Below are 17,765 nucleotides of genomic sequence, written 5' to 3'. Positions count from 1 at the left end.
GCTCATTGCGGGCGAGTTCGGCTTGGTCGATAGGGTCGAATGAACAATTCGTGTGGCGGATGTGACGCATTTCCGGCGGATTTCTCTGCTAACCGTCATGATGAGGGATAGAGGGGATTTCTTATCCATCGCGCTTCGGCGAACAGCGGCGGCAGCCGGGTCTTGGCATCTCCTGTACGGGCGGCCATCCGGATATTCGGCTCGATACCGTTGCGGCAGGCAAAAACTTTGCCGGCCGTGTTGCCGTTCGATGCTTTCGCGGACGAAGCCGATTCGATAGTTGCATTCGCGGCGACGCATCGAGCGATTCGCCGCGAGGACGGACGGGGGCGTCGATCGCGTCGATGACAGCAACATCGTTTGACCGGAAACGGATCGGGATCTGGCGGACCGCACTCGCCGCACTGACGGGCGGCGCGATGCTAGTGGCCAGCGGCTGCACGACCATCGAAGCCGGTCTCGACGGGCTCACCGCCGACGCCGGCGCCGACAGCAGCGTCCAGACCGGCTATGCCGCGTCACGCCGGCCGGTCACCTTCGAGACCGCCCAGGCGGGCGACCCGCAATCGGTGATCGGCCGCACCCAGCATCCGAAGATTCTGGCCGCCTATGGCGGTGCCTATTCCGATCCCAAGCTCGAACGAACACTGGCGACCATCGTCGGCAAGCTGGCTGCGGCGACCGACGATCCGACCCGCGCCTATCGCATCACCGTTCTCAATTCGCCGAACATCAACGCCTTCGCCCTGCCCGGCGGCTATGTCTACATCACCCGCGGCCTCTTGGCGCTCGCCAATGATTCGGCGGAAGTCGCAGCGGTGATCGGCCATGAAATGGGCCATGTGACCGCCAATCACGGCATAGAACGCCAGCGGCGCGAACAGGCGGCGGAACTCGCCAGCCGGGTGGTCTCGGAAGTTCTGGAAAGCGAGCCGGCCGGCCAGATCGCGCTCGCCAAGGGCAAGCTGTCGCTTGCCCAGTTCTCGCGTCAGCAGGAACTGCAGGCCGACGTCCTCGGCATCAAGCATATCGGCCGGGCGGGCTACGATCCGTTTGCGGCTTCCCGGTTCCTGAAGGCGATGGACGCCTACGCGAATCTGCGCGCCGCCTTCCAGGCCGACAATCCCAATCTCGACTTCCTGGCCTCGCACCCTTCCGCGCCCCAGCGCATCAATCTAGCCGAGCGACATGCAAGGGAATTCGGCCCGCGCGGGACGGGCGCGACCGACCGCGACCGCTATCTCGACGGCATCGACGGCATGCTGTTCGGCGACTCGGCTTCGGAAGGCTATGTGCGCGAGCGCACCTTCCTGCATCCGGGCCTCGGCATCACCTTCACGGTGCCCGACCGCTTCACCCTCGACAACACCGCCGAAGCGGTCCTGGCCACGGGCCCGGGCGATACGGCGATCCGCTTCGATGGGGTCGCGCTGCCCCAGAACCGCCGGCTCGTCGACTACGTCAACAGCGGCTGGATCGGCGGCCTGATCCCCTCGACCATCCGCGAGCGCCGCATCGCCGGCCTCGAGGCGGTGTCGGCCCGGGCGCAAGGCGGCGAATACGTCTTCGACGTCACGGTGATCCGTCTCGGTGGGCAGGTCTACCGCTTCCTGACCGCGGTCCCGGCCAAGGCGGCGAAGGATGTGAGCACGGTTGCCGAAGAGGTGGCCAACTCCTTCCACCAGCTGTCGCCGGCCGACAAGGCGGCCCTGAAGCCCCTGCGCATCCGGATCGTCACCGCACGCCCCGGCGACACGGCCGACACGCTGTCCCGTCGCATGGTCGGCATCGAGCGCAAGGAGCCGATGTTCCGTCTCCTCAACGAACTCGGCCCCGACGACGCGGTGAAGAGCGGCGAGCGCTACAAGATCGTTGCCGAATAGGTGATCGGCGTGAGGGCGAGGGCGTGACATGCTCGCCGGCCAACGATACTACCAGATGCCGCCGCGGCTTCCTTGTGACAATTTTTCGCAAATTCTATTTGAATTTGAATGCAATAGCTCGGTTCGATTTTGCATTGACTTTAGGTAAGATCAAAGGAATATCATGACCGCGATCGCAACCGTCATGGCAGCAATGATGACCATCCTCGTCAACAATGGTGAAGTGTCCGGGGAAGGCGTTCTGATTGAGGGCGTGGAGTGCCCGCGGGTGCGGATGACCGACGGGCGGGAATTCTCCCTGATGGGCGGGGATCTCCAAAAACTGCGTTCGGCAACGGGCCATCGAGTGCGCGTCAGCGGCGAGATCGCTGCCGTCTCGACATGCATGCAGGGGCTAACCCTGCGGGTGGAAACGGTCAAACTGATCGAAGCGGAAAAGAACTGAGACTTCAAGCTTCGCAAGCGGCGGCAAGCGGTGTCGAGGCGCCTGCCTTGACGTGGTTCAAGAAAAAAGCGGCCCAGGTCACGGACTGATCCGTGGCGGTGGGGCCAGGAGAGACGACAATGGTTGATATTGCAGGCGATAGCTCGACGTCAGCGTCGATGGTGGTGGGGGGAAGTTTCACCGACCAGCTCGAAACGACAGGTGACCGCGACTGGGTCGCGATCACTCTCACGGCCGGCCAGACTTATGACATCTCCCTGGACGGCACCGGCGCGACTGCGCTGTCGGATCCCTATCTTCGGCTCTACAATTCATCCTCTCAACTGGTCGCTTCCGATGACGACGACGGTCCCGGCCTCAATTCGGCGCTCAGCTTCACGGCCACGACGACCGGCACCTATTACATCGAAGCCGCCGCTTTCTCTGATAATTACTCGGGCCAGTATACGATCACAGTCGAGCTGGATGAAGGCATAACCCAGGCCGACCAGTGGCATCTGGGCGCGCTCGGCGACCTGGCGGCCATCTGGGCCGACTACACGGGGGCCGGAGTCAATGTCGGCGTCTTCGACGATGGCGTGGAATACACCCACCACGATCTGGACGGCAATTACGATCCGAGCCTGCACGTCTCGGTTGGCGGTTCCGTTCTCGACCCGATGCCGGCCACCGGAAGTGATGCCCATGGTACGGCCGTCGCCGGCCTGATCGCCGCGGAAAACGATGGCGTGGGCACGGTCGGTGTGGCCTACGGCGCGACATTGACGGGCGTCAACATCTTCGCCGGTCCTGCGGACATCAACAGCAATTCCGCCGGCTTCCTGGAAGCGGTCGATCAGTCCGAGAACTTCGACATCATCAACCATAGCTGGGGGTCGAGTTCGTCGTTCGTCACCAACAGCACCCGCGTGACCACCATCGCGGAATGGTTCGAGGCTCTCGCGAACGGCCGTGACGGGCTCGGGACGATCCAGCTCAAGGCCGCCGGGAACGATAACGCAAACACCAACCAGGAAGACAGGGACGCCAGCCGTGCGACGATCACCGTCGGCGCCTATGACGACAGCGGCGATGCCTCCTATTTCTCGAATTACGGCGCGAATCTCCTGGTCTCCGCGCCTTCCAATGGCGGGATCCAGGGACTGGCGACGACCGATCGTATCGGTGCCAACGGCTACGATGACTCCGACTACACTGACACCTTCGGCGGCACGTCCGGCGCGACGCCGATCGTGAGCGGCGTGGTCGCTCTGATGCTGGACGCCAATGAGGGTCTCGGCTGGCGCGACGTCCAGACGATCCTCGCCTATTCCTCGCGCACCGTCGGCTCGGGCGTGGGCGGGACTCAGACGACGGACGAGAACCATCAATGGTTCTACAATGCTGCCCAGAACTGGAATGGCGGCGGGCTGCACTTTTCGGAAGATTACGGCTTCGGCGCCGTCGACGCCTACAACGCCGTGCGCATGGCCGAGGTCTGGAGCCTGTTTGCCGACGCGCAGGTCAGCAGCAACGAAGGCTCGCGCACCGCGACCAACGCCGGCGGCGCGATCGGCGATCAGACGGTGACGAATTATACCGTCAGCTTCACTCCGCCGTCCTTCACCGTCGAATATATCGACGTCACCATCGACCTGCAGCATGCGAATCTGACAGACCTGCTCATCGAAATCGTCTCGGCCGACGGCACATCGGTCGAACTGTTCAATGGCGCCTATGGCGACGGCTCGGCCCTGTCGAGCGGTCAGTTGTCCTGGACCTTCGGCGCCAACGCCTTCCGCGGCGAGGACCTCGCCGGCACCTGGACCGTCAGGATCACCGATACGGCCGCCGGCAATACCGGCACGGTCAACGCCCTTTCGGTCACCGCCCATGGCATCGACGATGCCGACGCGGCCGGGATCAACGCCGACGACGTCTACCACTACACCAACGAATATTCCGACGTCGCCGGCCAGGGGGGGCACGGCACGACGGTGACCGACACCGACGGCGGCATCGACTGGGTCAATGCAGCGGCGGTCTCGACCAACACCACGATCCAGCTGCGCAGCAGCTTCACATCCACGATCGCCGGCGTCGCCACCGTCTTTTCCGACATCGAGAACGCCGTCACCGGCGACGGCAACGACGCGCTCTACGGCACGGGCGGCAACAACATTCTCTGGGGCATGCGTGGTCAGGACGCGCTGTATGGCCTCGCCGGCAACGACATCCTCAACGGTGGCGCCGGGGGAGACACTCTGAACGGCGGCAATGGCAGCGACACGGCGAGTTATGCCGGGTCGAACTCCGGCGTGGCGGTCGACCTGCGCAATGGCAACGCCTTTGGCGGCCATGCTGCCGGCGACACGCTGATCAGCATCGAAAACCTGACTGGCTCTTCCTACTACGACACGCTGATCGGCAATGGCGCCGCCAATATTCTGCGTGGCGAGAACGGCTGGGACAATCTTCGCGGCATGGGCGGCAACGATCAGCTCTTCGGCGGCAACGGCAACGATACGCTGATGGGCGACACCGGCAACGACATCCTCAACGGTGGGGCCGGAGCCGACGTGATCAATGGCGGCGACGGCTACGACCAGGCCAATTACGAAGGCTCAAATGCGGGCGTCGCGGTCGACCTGCGCAATGGCAACGCTTCAGGCGGTCATGCCGCGGGCGACACGGTCAGCAACATCGAGGCACTCGTCGGCTCGTCCTATTTCGACACGCTGATCGGCAACAGCTCCGCCAATATTCTGCGCGGCGAGAATGGCTGGGACTACTTGCGCGGACTCGGCGGCAACGACCAACTCTTCGGCGGCAACGGCAACGACAATCTCATCGGCGATACCGGCAACGACATTCTTAATGGTGGCGCCGGCGCCGACCAGATCAATGGCGGCGCAGACATCGATACGGCGAGCTATGTGGACTCCGATGCCGGCGTTGCTGTCGATCTGCGCAATGGCAACGCTTCCGGCGGTCATGCCGAGGGCGATACGATCACCGACATCGAGAATTTGACCGGCTCGTCCTACTTCGACGCGCTTCTCGGCAACAACGGCATCAACGTCCTCAGTGGCGGCAACGGCTTCGACTATCTGCGTGGCTTTGCCGGCAACGACACGCTTCTCGGCGGCAACGGCAACGACACGCTGATCGGCGACGCGGGCTTCGATACGCTGAACGGTGGCGCGGGGAACGACACGCTGACTGGCGGCGTGAATGGCGATATCTTCGTCTTCGGAAATGGCTTCGGCAGTGACACGATCACCGATTTCGAGGCGTTGAACAACAACGAGAAAATCGACCTGTCGGCGGTGACCGCCATCACGAGCTTTGCCGATCTCGCGGCCAACCATCTCTCCCAAGTCGGCGCCAACGCCCTGATCACCGACGGCGCCAACACCATCACACTCAACAACGTCAACATCGCCGATCTCGACGCGGGCGACTTCATCTTCTGACATCGTCCCCAAGCCGAACAGCACCCTCGAGGGCAACGTGCTCCTCGAGGGGCGTTGTTTCAGTCATGAGAAAGGCCCCGAGATTGGGTCCGGTGCTGCATGACGGCCCCGATTTTCGGCCAAGCGTCTTAAATGAATTTCTTCTGAAATAATTGGCGTATAGTCATCCCATGTTTTCAAAGGGATGAGATCACATGACCACGGCCGCCGAGCAATATCTGATCGAACTCGTCAATCGAGCCCGCCTCGATCCTCAGGCGGAAGCCGATCGCTATCTTGGCGGCAATCTCAACGCAGACAATGACGGCCAGGCCTTCACCGCTGAATCGCGGCAGCCGCTCGCCGGCAACGCCGCCCTGAACAGCGCGGCGGCGGCTCACTCGGCGCACATGCTGGCAGTCGACGAATTCGCCCATGACGGGATCGGGGACGGGACCCCGACTTCACGGATGAGCGATGCGGGCTACCCGCTGACCGGATCATGGGGCACGGGCGAGAACATCGCCTATTATGGGACGACGGGCACGGTCGACCTCAACGCAGCGATCGAAATTCATCACGAAGGTCTGTTCGAAAGCATCGGCCACCGTCGCAACATCCTCAATGATGATTTCCGCGAACTGGGTGTTGGTCAGGCCCGGGGCGATTTTACCGACAGCGATACCGGCACAACCTACGATGCCTCCATGCTGACGAAGAATTTCGCCTACTCCGGATCACGCTATTTCCTGACCGGCGTCGTCTATAACGATACGGATGGCGACGATTTCTATTCGATTGGCGAAGCTGTGAGCGGCCAATCCGTCTCCGTTGCGGGGGGCAGTTCGGCTGCGAGCGCCGCCGCCGGCGGGTACGACATCCAGATCACCCCTTCTTCCGGCCTGACGACCGTTACCAGCGGATCGGTCGAGTTGATGATCGATATCGGCTCACGGAACGTCAAACTGGATTTCATCGGCTCGTCCGTGATCGCGGCCTCTTCAAGCGCCGTGCTCGTTTCCGGGATCACCGAGGCACGGCTTCTGGGGACCGACGACCTCGACCTGACCGGCAGCGCCGGCAGTGAGTGGCTGATCGGCAACGCTGGCGACAATCATCTCCAGGGCAACGCGGGCAACGACATTCTCAGGGGCGGCGAAGGCGCGGACCAACTCGACGGCGGCCTTGGCTTCGATCAGGCGAACTATGCGAACGCCACTTCGGGTGTCGCGGTGGATCTGCGCAGCGGAACGGGCACACTAGGTGAAGCGAACGGCGATACGCTGACGAGCATCGAAGCGCTCAACGGCTCTTCCTACAACGATCAACTTCGCGGGAATGATGAGCTGAACATCCTGCATGGCGGAAATGGTGTCGATTTTCTGCGGGGCTATGACGGCAATGACAGGCTCTATGGTGGCAATGGCAACGATCTGATCTACGGGGATTTCGGAAGCGACCAACTCGTTGGTGGAGACGGCAACGACACGCTCTATGGCGGGCACTACAACGACCAACTCCTCGGAGGCGCCGGCAATGACGTATTGATCGGCGGTCCAGGCGCTGATCAGCTCCATGGCGGCGAAGGTTTCGACATCGTGAGTTACGAAGGGGCTCGTTCACAGGAGGGCGTTGCCGTCGATCTGCGCAATGGCAGCGTTCACGGATATGATGCCGCTGGTGATGTTCTGACCAACATCGAAGGCCTGATCGGTTCATCCTACGATGACAATCTGATTGGAAACGGCGCTGCCAATATTCTGAGTGGCGCGGATGGTGCCGACAGCCTTCGCGGCCTCGGCGGCCATGATCGCCTTTATGGCGGCAATGGCGATGATACGCTCTATGGCGACGGCGGGAACGACATTCTTGTGGGCAATGCCGGTTTCGATACCCTCACTGGCGGCGTCGGCAACGACACGCTGACCGGCGGCGTCAATGGCGACACCTTCGTCTACGCCGACTTCTTCGGCCAGGACACGATCACCGACTTCGAAGAGTTCAACAATCTTGAGAAGATCGACCTCTCTGCGGTGACCGCCATCACCGACTTCGCCGACCTTGCGGCCAACCACCTGACCCAGCTCGGCGCCAATGCCGTCATCACCGACGGTGCGAACACCATCACCCTCAACAATGTCGACATCGCTAATCTCGACGCAAACGACTTCATCTTCTGAGGCGCAATTCTCCGTATCATTCCGGGTGCCGAGAGGTGGGGGCAAGCCGGCTTGTCCCCCCTTATTTGTTACCTACCGTGCAATCCCACCCATGCCGATCGATATCGAGATCCGCACGAGTGTTCTCCGAGCGGCGATGGCGCCTGGCTTCGCTTGGCGCCAGCATCATGCTGCAAGATCAGGACATGGCCTCGGGGTCAGATCGAAAGCCCACTCGATGCCGCTTGGCACCACGTCAAGACGTCCGAGCGGCAAAGAAGCCTGTGCCCTCCATCCGAACGGCACACGAGCCCCCGGTCAGCCAGGCTGTACCCGATTGCTCGCTCATGCACCGCATTTTACGACCTTAGGTCACTTATGAAAGCTATAGGCAATCAATACGATCAATACTAAAATTTCTGTGTGAACATAGTTCCGTCTCATTATAGAATCTAAACTTTCCATTACGTCATCTCGTAGCCGTATGCGGCTTGCCTACAAGCAATAACCGTAGGCGCCCGACCTTTCAGGAGATTCCCCGACATGGCCACCACGATCGTAAACTTCACGGATATCGACGCTGCCGCCGGAGCACCGATGTACTCGCTGCCCGCCAATGGCGACACGCTTCTCGTCGGAGCGAACGGATATATCGCCGCCACCGGAACGAAGATCGCGGTGTCCGGCACCGGCCAGCTGCAAATGGTCGATGTGCAGGGGACCATCTTCACCGCGAACAGCAACGCCGTTCAGCTTCTCGGCGCCAGCAATGGCGCCGGCAACAATGTCGTCAATGTCGGCCGCGACGGCGAGATCATTGCACGCGGCGCCGACGCGATCCGGCTGAGCGGTGATAACGAAACCATCAACATCGAAGGCCGCGTCTACGGGTCGAGCAACGCCATCAGCGCGAGCGACGCCACCAATAACGGATCGGACAATTATCAGATCTCGATCGGAGCCTCCGCCTCGGTCACGGCTCGCGACGGCGCGGCGATCAGCATTTCCGGCGACAACACCGAGATCAACAATGCCGGCATCATCGCTTCGAGCGACTTTACTGCCATCTTTATCAATGACGATACCGGCGGGAATGTCATCACCAATTCCGGCACGATCCAGGGCGACGACAGCGGCATCGACGTCTATGACAGTGACAACATCGTCACCAACTCCGGCACCATCACGGCCAGGACGGTCGACGGCATCCGCGCTCAGGACGGAATCGGCCATACGATCAGCAATTCCGGCTCCATTGCCGCTGGCCAGAACGGCATCCATGTCGGCGGCACTTCGGAAGTCTCGAACTCCGGCGATATCGTCGCCCAGACCTACGGCATCTATGCGCTCGGTGGTTCGTCCAGCATCATCAATTCAGGCGAGATCAACGCCGATGATACCGGAATTTTCGCGAGCGGCACCTCCGATTTCACCGTGTTGAACACGGGCGTCGTCTCCTCGAAAATCTCGTCGGGCATTCAAATATCGGCCAACGCATCGACCATCCAGAACGATGGTTCCGTCATTGGTGGATCGACATCCTCCGCCTACGGTGCCCTGATGGCGATCGGCAACAACAATGCGATCGTCAACAACGGTTCGGCCAGCGCCTATGGCACCGGCATCTACGCGTCCGGCACCAGCAACCACATCACCAATACGGGCGAGGTCCAGTCCACCAACGAGTATGGCGTCCGAGCCGCCGGGGACGGCGCGGACCTTGTCAACAGCGGGACGATCACCGCGCTCGATGACGACGCCGTCTGGATGAACGGCTCCAGCGCGAACGTGACCAATAGCGGCACGATCACCGGGGATGATACCGCCATCTATTTCAACGGCGGCTCCAGCCGGCTGGTGAATACGGGGACTCTTGTCGGGACCGGCTTCGAGGGCGTCTACTTCGGGTCTTCGTCTCCGGCCAACTCGGACGTGCTGATCAATCACGGCACGATCACCTCCATGGCGAACGAAGGCGTTTATTTTGCCTCGAGCGAGGCCGATCGCCTGGTCAATCACGGCACCATCCAGGGCGGCGGCAACTACGAAGGCGTGCAGATGGCCAGCTCGTCCGGCGGCGGGGCAAGACTGGACAATTTCGGCACAATCAATCCTGGCCTCGATGGCAGCGTGGCCGTGGCCATGGGATCGGGCGACGACACCGTCCGCAATCTCGGGACGCTCGGCGGCGACGTCGAACTCGGCAGCGGCGCCGATTTCTTCAACGGCTTCGGAGACAGCCTCGTCACCGGCACGGTTTTCGGTGAAGCGGGCAATGACGTTCTTGTCGGCAGTCACAATGCGGACGTTCTCGACGGCGGCAGCGAGAACGACCAGCTCTTCGGCGGTCTCGGCGACGACGAGCTTTATGGCGGGACGGGAAGCGATATCCTGAGAGGCGGCGCCGGAGGCGACATCGTCAATGGCGGCGACGGCTTCGACCAGGCCAATTACGAAAACTCCACCGGCGGCGTCGCCATCGACCTGCGCAATGGCAGCGCCTTCGGCGGCCATGCCGCGGGCGACGTCCTGTCGAACATCGAGAGCCTCGTCGGTTCGGCCTTCGACGACACGCTCAACGGCAACAGTGGCGTCAACATCCTGCGCGGCGAAGGCGGCAACGACTTCCTGCGTGGTTTCGCCGGAAACGACGATCTGAGGGGTGGCGACGGCAATGACGAGATCATCGGCGATCTCGGCTTCGACACCATCACCGGCGGCGCCGGCAACGACACGCTGACCGGCGGCATCAACGGCGACACCTTCGTCTACGCCAATGGCTTCGGCCAGGACACGATCACCGACTTCGAGGAACTCAATGATTTCGAGAAGATCGACCTCTCCGCGGTGACCGCCATCACCGACTTCGCCGATCTGGCCGCAAACCACCTCACCCAGTCCGGGGCCAATGCCGTCATCACCGACGGCGCCAACACCATCACGCTGAACAACGTCAATATCGCCGATCTCGACGCAAACGACTTCATCTTCTGAAAACTCAGGGGATTGCGCGAAGCGTGCCACTGCTTCGCCTGGAAGCGTGATCTTGCGGCATGTTCCGCAGTTGCCCTCGATCCGAGTCGGCTCCGCCGGCTCGGATTTTTTCATGGCGATCGTCTAGACGTCCTCCCGAACGGAATACTTACTTTACGTTCAAACGTCTGAAACAACACGCGTCTTACGCGGTTTGCGCTCAGGATTTCGGCGGGCGCGCGGTTGACCCGTCACCGTCCCTTTCGTAAGCAAACCAGCGTTTTCCCTGAAACCGGCATGCCGTGACATCCATGGACGGCATCGTCTGCTGTGGACGGGCCCTGCGCTCCTCTTCCCGAACTGAGCCCATCCCTGGATGGGCTTGTCCCTACCAAATGACAGACAGATCCGCTGCACCCGCACCTCCCTCCGGATAGCGCCGCGGATCTCGATCGCCCCTTTGGGGCCTTGGCCAGAAAGGCATTGGAACATTGGCAGACGAAATCATCAGCAGCGATTCGTCGATCGCCCGCACGCTCTCGGCAGGTGACGATCTCATCGTGACGCAGGACTCGACGCTGACGACGTTCGACCCCTCGGCGCCTATCACCACAACCGGCGGCGCCAATCAGATCGTCATTCTGGGCGGTCTGGTGGGGCTCGGCAGCCGGAACGCGCTGACGGCATCGGACAACAGTTTCCTGCAGCTCACCGTCGGCAGTCAGGGCAACGTCATCAGCGCCAACAATACGGCCATCAATGTCAACGACCTGACCTCGCTGTTCGAATTCAGCAATGCCGGGACCGTCCAGGGTGACACGGACGCCGTCCGGGTAAGGGGTGGCAGCGGCGTCAACCCCGACGTGGAGTTCGTCAACACCGGCACGGTGGCGGCGTCCGGCGACGCGGTCGACGTCAATTCCGCCGGGACCGTCTACGCCTCGAACGGTTACGGTGCCTCCATCGTGAGTGCGATCGAATCGGCCTTCGAGCTCTCTGTGACTCGGTTCGAACTGACAAATGCCGGCTCGATCCAGGCCCGCGCCTTGGCCATTGTGGTCTATCCCAACACGTCCACTGGTACGCCCGTCTATATCTTTAACGACGGCTCGATCCAGTCGACGAACTCGGACGCGATTTATGTTGCCGCCGGCAATGGCACGACGATCGAGAACAACGGCCTGATCGCCGGCGAGAACGAAGGCATCCATCTCTCGAATGGTGTCGGCGTCGCGACGCTGACCAACACCGGAACCATCTCCGGCAGCACCACCAATGGTGTCTATGCGTACAACACGGCGATCGAGATCAACAATGCGGGCGAGATCATCTCGACCGGCAGCGTCGGCATCCTGATCCAGGATGCCCAGTTCGACAACACCTTCGATCGCAGCTATCTGACCAACAGCGGGACCATCTCGAGCCGCTACGGCGTCTTTTCGGTCGAGGTGACGGGCGAGAGTCCGATCAGCGTCGTCAACACCGGACTGATCACCGGCGCCGTCGATCTGAGCGACGGCAACGACTTCCTGAAGAACACCGGCGACATCGGCGCGAGCGTCTATCTGGACGCCGGTAACGACATGTACAACGGCTTCGGCGACAGCCACGTCCATGGCGCCATCTACGGTGACGAAGGCGATGACGTCATCGTCGGCGGCCACAACTCCGACGTTCTCTATGGCGGCAGCGACAACGACCAGCTCTTCGGCGGTCTCGGCGAGGACGAGCTTTATGGCGGGACGGGAAGCGACATTCTGAGAGGCGGCGCCGGAGGCGACATCGTCAATGGCGGCGACGGCTTCGACCAGGCCAATTACGAAAACTCCACCGGCGGCGTCGCCGTCGACCTTCGCAATGGCGGCGCCTGCGGCGGCCATGCTGCCGGCGACGTCCTGTCGAACATCGAGAGTCTCGTCGGCTCGGCCTTCGATGACACGCTCAACGGCAACAGTGGCGTCAACATCCTGCGCGGCGAAGGCGGCAACGACTTCCTTCGTGGTTTCGCCGGAAACGACGATCTGAGAGGTGGCGACGGCAATGACGAGATCATCGGCGATCTCGGCTTCGACACCATCACCGGCGGCGCCGGCAACGACACGCTGACCGGCGGCATCAACGGCGACACCTTCGTCTACGCCAATGGCTTCGGGGTGGACGTCATCACCGACTTCGAGGAACTCAACAATTTCGAGAAGATCGATCTGTCGGCCGTCACCGCCATCACCGACTTCGCCGATCTCGCGGCCAATCATTTGACCCAGTCCGGTGCCAATGCCGTGATCACCGATGGTGCGAACACCATCACGCTGAACAACGTCAACATCGCCGATCTCGACGCAAACGACTTCATCTTCTGAGGCCGGAGCGAGCGGCGAACCATGCTCGATTGAATTTCGACAGCAGAACAATACAAACGTGAGCACAAGAGGCCGGACCGGCATGTGATACCGGGCCGGCCTTTTTATTGATAAAGCCATTGTAAATAAAAAAGATATTCGGTGCCGGCGAGGCTGCATCGGCAATATAAAATAAACAATCAGCTTTATTTATCAAAAATTCCCTTGAGTAAGAATAAGAAAACGTCCCTAATGGCCCGACGCTGGCGCAATTCCTCAAGGGGTGTCGTTCGCGCCGAGAGCCCAGCGAGTTCGCGACGCCTCGCCATTTCGAGCGACAGGGAGTCTCGCTGTGAGCACCATCATCTCCACGAACCAGGCCAATGGGCTGGAAATCACCGATGCCAATATCGGCGACGGATTGTTCTTCGTCATGCCGAACATCTACATCCAGTCGGGCGGTGTCGTCGACGCCATCCACGTCACGGCAACGAGCGCCAATGTGGAACTGAATATCGCGGGCACGCTCCTCGCCAATGATGACGGCGTCGAACTGAACGGCGGCGATCGGGTCGTCCTCAGCTCGACGGGCACGATCCTGTCTCAATTTGGCATATTCAGCACGACCGGCACCGCGGACGACGACATCGTCGTCGCCGGCCTTATCCAGGTTCAATCTAGGGGTATCCTTGTAAACGGCGGAGACCGTGCCGTCCTGACCTCGACCGGCACGATCGTCGCCGGGAGCGACGGTCTCGCCAATGGACCCGGCTCATCAAACGACGAGTTCGTCGTCGCGGGCACGGTCGACGCCGGGAGAAATGGTATCGAACTCAGCGGCGATGACAGCGTCGTGAGCATCAGCGGCCATGTCACCGGCGGGCGGAACGGCCTGAAAGTTAACAGCTCGGCTGACAACAGTCTGATCACGATCACCAGCAGCGGCGTGCTTCAGGGCGGTGGGGAGAACACGAACAGCGCGGCGTTCAACGCAACCAGCCTGACCGGCAGCACCACGACCCTGGTCAATGACGGCACGATCCTCGCCGATCCCAGCGGCACGACCTTCGCCATCCTGGATGATGCAGGGGAGCTGCATTTCACCAATACCGGCCTGACCAATGGCAGCATCGACACCGGCGATGGCGACGACATCATTACCAATGGCGGCACGATCATTGGCGACGTCGATCTGGGTGACGGCAACGATCTCTTCATCTCCGTCGGCGCCGGCGTCGTCACAGGGGCGGGCGTCTTCGCAGGCATGGTCGAGGGAGGCGCCGGCGACGACCTGTTCGTGGGCGGCGATCTTTCGGACACCTTTCGGGGCGGCGACGACAACGACACCCTCTATGGCGGCGGCGGCAACAACGAGCTTTATGGCGAGGCCGGAAACGATGCCATCGCCGGCGGCGACGACAGCGACTTCCTCGATGGCGGCAGCGGCAACGATCGGCTCTTCGGCGGCGTCGGCGACGACGAGCTTTACGGCGGCACCGGCTTGGACATTCTTAGAGGCGGCGCCGGCGGCGACATCGTCAATGGCGGCGACGGCTTCGACCAGGCCAATTACGAGAATTCCGGCGGCGGCATCGCCGTCGACCTGCGCAATGGCAGCGCCTTCGGCGGCCACGCCGCCGGCGACGTCCTGTCGAACATCGAAAGCCTCGTCGGTTCTGCTTTCGACGACACCCTTCTCGGCAATAGCGGCGTCAACATCCTGCGCGGCGAAGGCGGCAACGACTATCTGCGCGGCTTTGCCGGAAACGACGACCTGAGAGGCGGTAGCGGAAACGACGAGATCATCGGCGATCTCGGCTTCGACACCATCACCGGCGGGGCCGGCAACGACACGCTCACCGGCGGCGTCAATGGCGACACCTTCGTCTTCGCCGATGGCTTTGGTCAGGACACCATCACCGACTTCGAGGAATTCAACAATTTCGAGAAGATCGACCTCTCCGCGGTGACCGCCATCACCGACTTCGCCGATCTGGCCGCTAACCACCTCACCCAGGTTGGCGCCAATGCCGTCATCACCGATGGGGCCAACACCATCACGCTGAACAACGTCAACATCGCCGATCTCGACGCAAACGACTTCATCTTCTGATGAAGCCCGTCAGAGCCCACGACGCGCCGCCCGACCAGGGCACGCAATGGCCCTGAATTGACTCCGGGCCAGCTTCCGCTGGTTCGGAGTCCTCGGTCTCGACAGGGGTCTCCCTCGGTGCGCTCGCCATCTTCGCTCAAGTCGATAGCCAGCCAAAACATTACACATCATGACTTCGTGATCGCGAGATTTTCCAGTTACTTGGTTGACCTCATCGCTTCCCTTTCGTAATTATTGCTCGGGGCTTTCAGGTCTTCGCGGGTAGCGGCGTGCGGAGGCTAGGAGAGGTGGCATTGTCTCAAGCGAACGACGCTTGCGTTCGCACGATCGTGCTCGGCGCGGCGCCGTAGACGGTCTCGTTCTTCACACATCACGGACAGATCACCGGCGCCCCGTGCACCATTTCGAAAGTCGCGGTGGAGGCCGGTTCCGCATTGGGGCCTTGGCCAGGAAAGGCAAGAAACATGGCAGACGAAATCATCAGCAGCGATTCCTCGATCGCCCGCACGCTCTCGGCAGGCGACGACCTCATCGTGACGCAGGACTCGACGCTGACGACGTTCGATTTCTCGGCGCCGATCACCACCACCGGCGGCGCCAATCAGATCGCCATTCTGGGTGGTCTGGTCGGGCTTGGCGGCCAGGATGCGCTGTCGGCATCCGGCAACAGTTTCCTGCAGTTCACCGTGGGCAGTCTGGGCAACGTCGTCAGCACGAACAATACCGCTCTCGATATCGACGGATTGACCTCGCTGTTCGAATTCAGCAACGCCGGTTCGGTTCAGGGCGACACAGACGCCGTCAGCGTGACGAGCGCGAACGGCTCGGCCGCCGGCGTGGAATTCGTCAATACCGGGACGGTATCGGCGTCCGGCGACGGGCTCGACGTCAATTCCGGCGGGACCGTCTACGCCACGAACGGTTACGGTGCCTCGATCGTGAGTGCGCTCGAATCGGGCTTCGAGATCCAGGCCACGCGTTTCGAACTCACCAATTCCGGCTCGATCCAGGGGCGCTTGACGGCGATTTCGGTGAGTCCCAATATCGCCTCCAGCAGCGCGATTCCCGTCTATATCTTCAATGACGGCTCGATCCAGTCGTCGAATTCGGACGGCATCTTCATCTCCACCGGCAACGGCACGACGATCGAGAACAACGGCCTGATCGCCGGCGAGAACGAGGGCATTCAGCTCCTGGATGGTGTCGGCGTCGCGACGCTGACCAACACCGGAACGATCTCCGGCAGCACCGGCTATGGCGTTTACGTGAACGACCAGGCGGTCGAGATCAACAATACGGGCGAGATCATTTCGACCGACAGCGCCGGCATCCTGATCCAGGATACCCTGGGCGAGACCCTGGATCGCAGCTACCTGACCAACAGCGGGACCATTTCGGGTCGCTACGGCCTGTTCTCGGTATCCGTGACCGGCGAGAGTCCGATCAGCGTGGTCAACACCGGGCTGATCACCGGCGCCGTCGATCTGAGCGATGGAAACGACTTCCTGAACAACACCGGCGACATCGGCTCGAACGTCTATCTGGACGCCGGCAACGACATGTACAACGGTTTCGGCGACAGCCATGTGCAGGGCGGCATCTACGGTGAGGAAGGCGATGACGTCATCGTCGGCGGCCACAACTCCGACGTTCTCTATGGCGGCAGCGACAACGACCAGCTCTTCGGCGGTCTCGGCGAGGACGAGCTTTATGGCGGGACGGGAAGCGACATTCTGAGAGGCGGCGCCGGCGGCGACATCGTCAATGGCGGCGACGGCTTCGACCAGGCCAATTATGAAAACTCCACCGGCGGCGTCGCCGTCGACCTTCGCAATGGCAGCGCCTTCGGCGGTCATGCCGCCGGCGACGTCCTGTCGAACATCGAAAGCCTCGTCGGTTCGGCCTTCGACGACACGCTCAACGGCAACAGTGGCGTCAACATCCTGCGCGGTGAAGGCGGCAACGACTTCCTGCGTGGTTTCGCCGGAAACGACGATCTGAGGGGTGGCGACGGCAATGACGAGATCATTGGCGATCTCGGTTTCGACACCATCACCGGCGGCGCCGGCAACGACACGCTGACCGGCGGCATCAACGGCGACACCTTCGTCTACGCCAATGGCTTCGGCCAGGACACGATCACCGACTTCGAGGAACTCAACGATTTCGAGAAGATCGACCTGTCGGCGGTCACCAACATCACCGACTTCGCCGATCTGGCCGCCAACCACCTCACCCAGTCCGGTGCCAATGCCGTCATCACCGATGGGGCCAACACCATCACGCTGAACAACGTCAACATCGCCGATCTCGACGCAAACGACTTCATCTTCTGAAGAGACATGGAATTGCGCGAAGCGTGCTGATGCTTCGTGCGGAAGCATCATATTCCATGGATGCCATGCGATCCGAGCCGGTT

8 protein-coding genes are annotated in these 17,765 nt (G+C 61.6%); all 8 read left to right on the top strand.

The features are described from left to right. Positions 1–344 precede the first annotated feature (344 nt). On the top strand, positions 345–1,883 hold the full coding sequence (locus tag MF134_RS14530) for a M48 family metalloprotease (RefSeq protein ID WP_255340188.1): 1,539 nt from the start codon (positions 345–347) through the stop codon (positions 1,881–1,883). 163 nt (positions 1,884–2,046) lie between these two features. Beyond that, positions 2,047–2,328 (top strand): DUF5818 domain-containing protein, encoded by a 282-nt coding sequence (locus MF134_RS14525; protein ID WP_255340187.1) that lies wholly within the window; start codon positions 2,047–2,049, stop codon positions 2,326–2,328. Between the two features lie 119 nt (positions 2,329–2,447). Then, on the top strand, positions 2,448–5,783 hold the full coding sequence (locus MF134_RS14520) for a S8 family serine peptidase (protein ID WP_255340186.1): 3,336 nt from the start codon (positions 2,448–2,450) through the stop codon (positions 5,781–5,783). A 194-nt stretch (positions 5,784–5,977) separates the two neighbouring features. Continuing rightward, complete coding sequence (locus MF134_RS23875) at positions 5,978–7,942, top strand: CAP domain-containing protein (protein WP_304363775.1); 1,965 nt, start codon at positions 5,978–5,980, stop codon at positions 7,940–7,942. A gap of 522 nt (positions 7,943–8,464) precedes the next feature. After that, complete coding sequence (locus MF134_RS23870; protein WP_304363774.1) at positions 8,465–10,915, top strand: beta strand repeat-containing protein; 2,451 nt, start codon at positions 8,465–8,467, stop codon at positions 10,913–10,915. Positions 10,916–11,385: 470 nt separating this feature from the next. Then, complete coding sequence (locus MF134_RS14490) at positions 11,386–13,254, top strand: calcium-binding protein (RefSeq protein WP_255340185.1); 1,869 nt, start codon at positions 11,386–11,388, stop codon at positions 13,252–13,254. Between the two features lie 331 nt (positions 13,255–13,585). Next, positions 13,586–15,346 carry a calcium-binding protein gene (locus MF134_RS24035; RefSeq protein WP_255340184.1) on the top strand — a complete coding sequence of 587 codons (1,761 nt, stop codon included), beginning with the start codon at positions 13,586–13,588 and terminating at the stop codon, positions 15,344–15,346. A gap of 464 nt (positions 15,347–15,810) precedes the next feature. Continuing rightward, positions 15,811–17,682: a calcium-binding protein gene (locus MF134_RS14480; protein ID WP_255340183.1), complete on the top strand. Its 1,872-nt coding sequence runs from the start codon at positions 15,811–15,813 to the stop codon at positions 17,680–17,682. Positions 17,683–17,765: the final 83 nt, after the last annotated feature.

It is taken from the genome of Jiella marina, from assembly GCF_024359545.1.
Lineage (GTDB): Bacteria > Pseudomonadota > Alphaproteobacteria > Rhizobiales > Rhizobiaceae > Jiella.
The sequence above is the reverse complement of the archived record's forward strand: the minus strand, read 5'-3'. Positions and strand labels throughout refer to the sequence as shown.

Bases quoted from the DNA above. Each gene is read 5' to 3' on its own strand.
- MF134_RS14530 (WP_255340188.1), top strand. From the start codon at position 345: ATGACAGCAACATCGTTTGACCGGAAACGGATCGGGATCTGGCGGACC.
- MF134_RS14525 (WP_255340187.1), top strand. From the start codon at position 2,047: ATGACCGCGATCGCAACCGTCATGGCAGCAATGATGACCATCCTCGTC.
- MF134_RS14520 (WP_255340186.1), top strand. From the start codon at position 2,448: ATGGTTGATATTGCAGGCGATAGCTCGACGTCAGCGTCGATGGTGGTG.
- MF134_RS23875 (WP_304363775.1), top strand. From the start codon at position 5,978: ATGACCACGGCCGCCGAGCAATATCTGATCGAACTCGTCAATCGAGCC.
- MF134_RS23870 (WP_304363774.1), top strand. From the start codon at position 8,465: ATGGCCACCACGATCGTAAACTTCACGGATATCGACGCTGCCGCCGGA.
- MF134_RS14480 (WP_255340183.1), top strand. From the start codon at position 15,811: ATGGCAGACGAAATCATCAGCAGCGATTCCTCGATCGCCCGCACGCTC.